Raw genomic sequence first — 7,000 nt, forward strand, 5'->3', positions numbered from 1 at the left:
GAGGCGGCCATCCTGTACACGGCCCGCGACCCGCTCCTGGGCCTGCGGGGCCTGTGGACGCCGCTGTACGGGTACGGCGTCGTCGACGCGTCCGCCGCGGTCGCGTACTGAGTCCGAGCGCGCGGCGGCGCCGAGCGCACAGGAGCACCGCGGCCCGCGCCGCGGTGCTCCTGTGCTCTGGTTGTTAGTACGGCCGGATGTAGACCGCGTAGTCCTGCCACTGCTCGGTGTAGCGCACAGGACTGCCGTAGTTGGCGGCCTCGACCACCATGCCGTCGCCGGCGTAGAGGGAGACGTGGCCCTGGGTCCAGACGATGTCGCCGGGGATCGGCGAGGAGACCTGGTACCCGGTCGCCACCATGGACGACGACGAGTGGGGCAGCTCGACGCCGAGCTGCGCGTACACGTACTTGATCAGGCCTGAGCAGTCGAAGCCCGTGGCGGGCGAGCTGCCGCCGTACGCGTAGGCGATGCCGATGTACTGCATCGCGATCGAGATGGCCTGGGCCCCGATGGACCCGTCGGACCTGTAGTCCGGTGTGGCCTCGGCGGCGGTGCTCGTCGCGGTCACCGAGGCTGTGGTCTCCACGGCTGGCTCTGGTTCGGGCTCCGGTTCCGGTTCGGGAGCGGGGGTGACCTTGACGGCCTTGCTCTCGATCTTGAGCCGTGCGTCGTTCGCGACCTGCACCGCCGGTGCTGTCGCGACCTCCTTTGCCAGCCGGTTCGAACCTTCTCCCACGACCGCGTGTGCGCCGGGGGCGAACGCTGTTGCGAGAAGTCCGGATGATGCCGCGATCACAGCGCCCGAACGGGCTGCGCTGCGAGTCACGGACATGAAGTGAGTGCTAGGAGCGTGATCGGCGCGGTGTCGACCGCGTCGGACGGTGGTACTCACCGAAGTTCTCCAAGTCGCCGGTTGCGCGGTCCCGTACCGGTCTGGGGAATGGGGCCCGCGGCTGTGCCTCCGGTGGCGCAGCGAAACCGACGCTACATACGGGTACCCACCTTGTCTCGATCAGATAACAGTTGTCGTGAAGTATCGGGCTGTCCGAATCGCGCGTAACTTTTCGACTAGATGCTTTTTCCCAGCGTAAGGACTATTTTTAGCGCCGAAATGCAGCCCTGACGGCTATGAAAAGACAGCGGACGAAATGTTGCGACACGCGGCTCTCCGCCGGTGTGTCACGGCTTGTTCCGTGCTCGGAGCTCCGCCTCCGATCTCAGGTCGGCCAGCAGGGCGTCGGCCAGCTCGCGCGCCCTCGGCCCCGCCGACAGGTCGGTCAGCCCGGCGAGCATCCCGCTCCGGGCCACGGCTGTCGTCACGTCGCACGCGGCACTGCCGTCCGGCCCCGCGCCGGGCAGCGGGGTGATCCGGTGGGCGGTCCCGGTCCGCACGCCGGGGGTGCCGCTGCTCGACCACGAGAAGCCCTGCCCCTCGGTGAGGCCGTCCACCTCCCAGGTCGCCGCCGGCAGACCGGGCTGCTCGATCTCGACGCGCGAGCCCACGACGATCGCCCGCTCGGGGCCCAGGAGCGTCACGCGGCTCATGGCGCTGGTCCAGGCGGGCATGCGTTCGACGTCGGACAGGACCTGCCAGACGACGTCGGCGGGTGCCTCGACCCGGACACTGGTGCTATAGGCATGAGCCACGGGCCCCAGGCTACGCCGGGCCGGGGGGGCATCCGGTGCAGTCCGGGGCCCGTGGCGGGCCTTCGGATGAGGGGCCTGGTCAGGGCCCCGCGGAGAGCACGATCGTGACCGGGGCGCCCCAGGTGACGAGCGCACCCTCTGCCGGGTCGGACGAGATGACGGTCCCCTCCGGCGCAGTCTCGGACTCCTCCTCCGTGAACGTGCAGGCCAGGTGCTTCTGCAGGCAGACGACCTCGACGTCCTCACGGGTCATCGCGGTGAGGTCGGGTACCTCGATGGCGCTGTCGGCGACCTCCTCGGGGAGCGGTACGAACTCGGTCGTGAGGAAGACCGTGCGGGAGTGCATCTTGCCGATCGAGTCCTCGAGCTGGAGCGGGACGTTCCGCTCCACGTCGTAGATCACCGTGACGGTCCGGTCGAACACCTCGAACGTGGCGCTGCTGCCTGGGCGGCCCTCCGCGTCCTGGACGTTCTGCTCCACCTCGACGGGGGTCAGGCTCGTGAGCAGCTCCCATCCCGCGGCGCGCACCGCCGGCGGGGCCGGGGCATCGGTGATCAGGTGGGCCGCGTTGAAGAGCGCCGCGTCCTCCGCCACGCCCGTGGGCTCGAACTTCTCGAGCAGCGCATCGTGCAGCGCACCCGGCTCGGTGGGCAACGCCGCGATGTCCGCCCACGTGAAGCTGATGGGTTCGCTGCCTTCCATGACGAGGTAACTGACGGCGTCCCGCATGGCCGGGCCGAAGCTGAGCAGCTCGAAGCTCACACCTTCGCCGTACCAGCGTTCGATGCCCATGGGTGAGTCGTCCTCGGGCTCCTCCCCCTTCTTCGAGCCGTCGACCCGGGTCACGACGTGGAAGTACGTCGCGTCTCGCCAGCCCTTCGGCGGTATGACGGGTTCATGCGGCAGGTTGTCCGTGCTGTCGCCCAGCCGGTCGCCCTCACTCGATGTGACGGGCGGCCCGCTGGGCTCCGGCGACGGCTCCACCTCCATCGTCATGGAACCGCCGGGAACGGTCGTTCCCGGGGGCTCCAGCGTGGTGGCCGCCCAGGCCCCGCCCCCGAGGGTCAGCGCCAGGGCCAGGGTGACGCCGCCCGCCCGGGCGGCCCGTCGCCGTCGGGCGGCCGGGACGACGCGCGTCACGTCGACGTCGATCCTCGGCGCGACGCGTGTGACCTGCGTACGCAGGCTCTCGGCGAACTGCTCCTCGTCGTTCATGACCCGCTCCTCTCGTGGTTCGTGTGCTGTGCCGTGCCGCCGGCTGTCGCCGCGTCGCTCGTACCGTCGGCCCGCAAGATCTCCCGCAGGCGGGCGATGCCACGGGACGCCGTGGACTTGACCGTGCCGACCGAGACGCCGACCGCGTCGGCGACCTCGCGCTCCGGCAGGCCCTCCAGGTGCCGGAGCACCACGATCCGGCGCTGCTTGGTGGGCAGCAGCCGCAGCGCGCGGACCAGGCGGTCGCGCTCGGCGTGCACGTCGGCGGCGCTCCGGCCGTCCTGCGGCCGTTCGGGCAGTGCGTCGGAGGACATGAGGACCTCCCGGCGCCGCCGGCGCCACCCGTCGACCCGCAGGTTCGCCAGGACGCGCCGCGCGTAGGCGAGCGGCTCGCCCTTGCGGGCCTTGGGCCAGGCCAGGTACGTCTTCATCAGGGCCTGCTGCACCAGCTCCTCGGCCTGGTGCGTGTCGCCGCACAGCAACCAGGCGGTGCGGGCCAGCGCCGGTGTGGACCGGGACATGAAGGCGGCGAACTCGGCCTCGGTGTCGCCCGCGACCACGACCTCGACCGCTTCGGTCCCGTGGGCCGCGCCGGGGGCGTGGACCGGATCGGGGCTCGAGCGCCCCGCGACCATTGGCATGCTCATGCCTCCTTCACGGTCGAGGGCGGCGAAAGGTTGAGCGGTAGGTCCGACGGCGTGTCGGTGCCTTCCGTATCCTCGCTGACATGGCCCCCCATCGGCTCACCGTGCAGCAGGCGCGCCGCATCGCGCTCCGCGCCCAGCTCCTCGACGCCCGCCGGCCGGTCGACCTGGTGCACCTCGTGGAGGACCTCACCTACCTCGCCGTCGACCCGACGTCGGCCGTGGCCCCGGCGGTGGACCTCGTGGCCTGGTCGCGGCTCGGGAACGAGTACTGGATCGGCGCGGTGGACGACGCGATCACCGACCGCATGCTCTTCCAGCTCCGCGGCACCGTGCGCTCGATGGGCGACCTGCCGCTGTACCTGGAGCAGATGGCCCAGTGGCCGCAGAACGAGACCATGCGGCAGTGGCTCACCGACAACGCGGAGTTCGAGCGCGAGGTGCTGGCGCTGGTCGAGGCAGAGGGGCCGGTGCTCGCCAAGGACGTGCCGGACACGGCCCGGGTGCCGTACACGTGGGGCGCCGAGGGCTGGAGCAGCCGGCGCAGCGTGGCCGAGATGCTCGAGGCGCTGAACATGCAGGGCAAGCTGGCGATGGTGGGGCGCAAGGGTCGCCAGCGCCTCTGGGACCTCGCCGAGCGGGTGTATCCCCAGGTCGAGGCGGTCCCGCTGGAGGAGGCGCTGCGTGAGCGGGTCGACCGGCGGCTGGCCGCGGAGGGCATCGCCCGCAAGCGGACGCAGGGCCGCTCGGGTGACGGTGCCTGGTGGGTCGACCTCCCGGGCGAGGTGGTCCAGGTCGAGGGGTGTGACGGCGAGTGGCGCGTCGACCCGGAGCTGCTGGACCACGCGGACGACGACTTCGAGCCGCGCACCGCCCTGCTGTCGCCGTTCGACGCGCTGGTGGCCGACCGGCCGCGGCTGCTCGACCTGTTCGACTACGAGTACACGCTCGAGATGTACAAGCCGAAGGGGAAGCGGCGCTGGGGCTACTTCGCGCTGCCGATCCTGCACGGGGAGCGGTTCGTGGGGAAGCTCGACGCCAGGGCGGACCGCAAGGAGGGCGTGCTGCACGTCTTCGCGGTGCACGAGGACCTGCCGTTCGACGGGGCGACGACGGACGCGGTGCACGCCGAGGTCGAGCAGCTCGCGGCGTGGCTGGGGCTGGGCCGCGTCGACTACGCCCGAAGTGGTTGAATCTTTCAGTAATCTAGAGGGTCGTGAAATCGGGCTATCATCCGCGACGTGACATCGCAGATGATGGTTGACCTCGTACCGGTGGGCGAGGACGTGCTCGAGGACCTGCTCGCCCTGGCCGTGGCCGAGGCCCAGCCCGGCGAGGTGATGCCGCCCGCGCCCGGCGAGTCGGCCGACGAGGCGCGCACCACGTGGACCGGGCTCCGCAAGGGAGCCTTCCGCGAGTACCACCGCCGCTGCCGGCTCAGCGTGACCGCACCCGTCCCCGAGGTGACCTGGGCGGTCAGGGCCCGGGGCCGCATCGTGGGCGCAGCCCGCCTCGCCCTGGTCGACGGCGACCCGGACGCGCGTGAGGTCGGTCTCTGGCTCGGCGAGACGTACCGCGGGTACGGCATCGCCGGCGAGGTCGCCTACTGGGCGGTGGCCGCCGCCCAGACCATGGAGGCCCGGCGGCTGGTGGCCCGCACGGTGGCGAACCCCGCCGCGCGGCGGTCGCTGGAGCGCATCGGCTTCGAGGTGGTCGAGCACGACGACGGCCTGCTCGGCACCATCACGCTGCCCTGAGCCCGGCCGGGCGTTCCGGGCCGGCCGAGGTCACGGCAGGGTCAGCGCCGTCAGCTCCGCGCGCGTGCCCGCGAAGACGTTGAGGTCGATGTACGGCTCCACGCCGTCGTACCCGGGCAGCCGGTCGCGGTTCGAGTACTGCCAGATCGTCCAGTCCCGGCCGTCGGAGAGCCTGGGCGTCCAGGCGACCGACCGGATCCAGATCGGCAGCTCGGGGTAGCGGTCCGCGAGGTACAGGTCGTACGCGTCCCCGGTCGCGTACACGATCGGCGGTACGCCGTAGTGCTCCTCGACGCCCGCGACCAGAGGGTCGAGGATCGCCCGCACCTGATCGGGCGCCGGCGGGTCCTGGAAGTACCGCCCGTAGAACTCCAGGTCGATCGCGGGCGGTAGCGTGCCCGGGGTCGCGGGCACCTCGCGCGCGAGCTGCGCGGCCTGCTCGGCGCCCGGACTCTCGAAGCTCATGAAGTGGTACGCCCCCACGAGCAGGTCCGTGCGGTTCGCGGCCGCCCAGTTCTCGGCGAACCGGGGGTCGGTGTGCGACGCGCCCTCGGTCGCCTTGATCCACGCGAAGTCGAGGTCCTGTGCCGCGAGCACGTCCCAGTCGATCTCGCCCTGGTAGTGCGAGACGTCGACGCCGCGCACGTCGTGGGCCGCGGCCGGCAGCCGGCTCGGCCAGACGGTCCCGGTCGCGACGAGCACGCCGAGGACCGCGACGACGGCGACCCCGGCCGCCGTCGTCCACAGGGCCGTGCGCACGCCCGTGCGTGGTGCCGACCGGGGCGGACGACGCTCGGAGGGGGTTCGCATGACGGGAGGCTAGCGGCGGGATCCGCGCGCCAGGGCCGACACACGTGCAGGTCGTGTGCGGATGGCTACTCGCCCGTCGCACCGCCCGCGATCTCGGCCGCGATGTCCAGGTGGCCCGCGTGCCGCGCGTACTCCTGCAGCACGTGGAAGCAGATCCAGGCGAGCGTGGGCGGGGCCTCAGTGAACCGGCCGCCGAGCGCGCCGTGCTCCGCCGGGTCGTGCGCGGCGAGCACCTCGCGCGTCGTCTCGCCCCCGGCGTGCAGGCGGTCGAGGAGCTCGGCGAGGCCCAGGCCGTCGGGCACGGCCCACGGCCCGTGCGGGTCCTGCTCCGCGTGGTCGCTCCACGGGTCGTCGACCTGCTCGCCCAGGAAGCCCCAGCGGAACCAGCGCCGCTCCATGTGCACCAGGTGGATCAGGAGCTCCAGCGGCGACCAGCCGGACGGGAGCCGGGAGGTGCGCAGCTCGGCGTCGGACAGGGTGCGCAGCTTCCGGTCCACGGCCTGCCGGTAGTAGTCCAGGTAGGCGGTGAAGAGCACCGGGGTCTCGGCGGAGTCGAGCTGCGGCTCGCGGTCGGAGAGGGGCATGCCGAGAGGTTACGTCGCGCTCCTGGAAACTGACCTGGACCAGTTTCGCGAAGTGCTGTGACATCGGTGGGGTCGCCGCGTCTGTAGTGCATGACCGCGACGAAGAGCAGGACCTACGGGCTGGCCTCGAACCCATCGGAGTGGGCCGCGCACCGGCGTGCCGTCGTCTTCTCCGTGCACCGGATGTTCCCCGGGGTGGACGCCGAGCGCGCCGCGACCGAGGGCCTTGGCGAGCTGTGCCGCCAGATCGTGATGCGCGGCGCCGTCGACCGCCCTGCCGTCGTGTGGTGCGAGGCCGCGATAGCGGCGGCCGCGCGCCTGCGGGTCGAGAGCGGCGCC

9 protein-coding genes are annotated in these 7,000 nt (G+C 71.9%); 3 read left to right on the forward strand and 6 right to left on the reverse strand.

The features are described from left to right. Positions 1-184: 184 nt before the first annotated feature. The 4 genes from PROKR_RS13945 to PROKR_RS13960 all read right to left on the reverse strand — a co-directional run bounded on the left by PROKR_RS13945 (position 185) and on the right by PROKR_RS13960 (position 3,513). Complete coding sequence (locus tag PROKR_RS13945; protein WP_169736429.1) at positions 185-739, reverse strand: C40 family peptidase; 555 nt, start codon at positions 737-739, stop codon at positions 185-187. Between the two features lie 443 nt (positions 740-1,182). Beyond that, positions 1,183-1,650 carry an SRPBCC family protein gene (locus tag PROKR_RS13950; RefSeq protein ID WP_051432985.1) on the reverse strand — a complete coding sequence of 156 codons (468 nt, stop codon included), beginning with the start codon at positions 1,648-1,650 and terminating at the stop codon, positions 1,183-1,185. A gap of 79 nt (positions 1,651-1,729) precedes the next feature. Further along, the gene (locus PROKR_RS13955) at positions 1,730-2,866 is read right to left on the reverse strand and encodes a PASTA domain-containing protein (protein WP_036964264.1); all 1,137 of its coding nucleotides are present in this window, start codon (positions 2,864-2,866) and stop codon (positions 1,730-1,732) included. Further along, complete coding sequence (locus PROKR_RS13960) at positions 2,863-3,513, reverse strand: SigE family RNA polymerase sigma factor (protein WP_245605826.1); 651 nt, start codon at positions 3,511-3,513, stop codon at positions 2,863-2,865. The genes PROKR_RS13955 and PROKR_RS13960 overlap by 4 nt, the downstream gene beginning before the upstream one ends. A gap of 80 nt (positions 3,514-3,593) precedes the next feature. Between PROKR_RS13960 and PROKR_RS13965 the strand changes: the two genes are divergently transcribed. Then, complete coding sequence (locus PROKR_RS13965; protein ID WP_036964266.1) at positions 3,594-4,703, forward strand: DNA glycosylase AlkZ-like family protein; 1,110 nt, start codon at positions 3,594-3,596, stop codon at positions 4,701-4,703. Between the two features lie 48 nt (positions 4,704-4,751). Further along, positions 4,752-5,267: a GNAT family N-acetyltransferase gene (locus tag PROKR_RS13970; protein ID WP_157602078.1), complete on the forward strand. Its 516-nt coding sequence runs from the start codon at positions 4,752-4,754 to the stop codon at positions 5,265-5,267. 30 nt (positions 5,268-5,297) lie between these two features. Here the strand turns inward: PROKR_RS13970 and PROKR_RS13975 are convergent, their stop codons facing one another. Then, positions 5,298-6,077, reverse strand: coding sequence for a GH25 family lysozyme (locus PROKR_RS13975; RefSeq protein WP_245605827.1), 780 nt, complete (start codon positions 6,075-6,077; stop codon positions 5,298-5,300). A gap of 65 nt (positions 6,078-6,142) precedes the next feature. Continuing rightward, on the reverse strand, positions 6,143-6,661 hold the full coding sequence (locus PROKR_RS13980; RefSeq protein ID WP_036964268.1) for a mycothiol transferase: 519 nt from the start codon (positions 6,659-6,661) through the stop codon (positions 6,143-6,145). Positions 6,662-6,751: 90 nt separating this feature from the next. Here PROKR_RS13980 and PROKR_RS34940 point away from each other — a divergent pair. Then, the coding region (locus PROKR_RS34940) for a hypothetical protein (protein WP_036964269.1) at positions 6,752-7,000 on the forward strand (249 nt) is incomplete at its 3' end.

Source organism: Promicromonospora kroppenstedtii DSM 19349 (assembly GCF_000515355.1).
Classification (GTDB): domain Bacteria; phylum Actinomycetota; class Actinomycetes; order Actinomycetales; family Cellulomonadaceae; genus Promicromonospora; species Promicromonospora kroppenstedtii.

Excerpts from the sequence above, each read along its gene's own strand:
- PROKR_RS13955 (WP_036964264.1), bottom strand. The coding sequence starts at position 2,866 with ATGAACGACGAGGAGCAGTTCGCCGAGAGCCTGCGTACGCAGGTCACA.
- PROKR_RS13960 (WP_245605826.1), bottom strand. The coding sequence starts at position 3,513 with ATGAGCATGCCAATGGTCGCGGGGCGCTCGAGCCCCGATCCGGTCCAC.
- PROKR_RS13965 (WP_036964266.1), top strand. The coding sequence starts at position 3,594 with ATGGCCCCCCATCGGCTCACCGTGCAGCAGGCGCGCCGCATCGCGCTC.
- PROKR_RS13975 (WP_245605827.1), bottom strand. The coding sequence starts at position 6,077 with ATGCGAACCCCCTCCGAGCGTCGTCCGCCCCGGTCGGCACCACGCACG.
- PROKR_RS13980 (WP_036964268.1), bottom strand. The coding sequence starts at position 6,661 with ATGCCCCTCTCCGACCGCGAGCCGCAGCTCGACTCCGCCGAGACCCCG.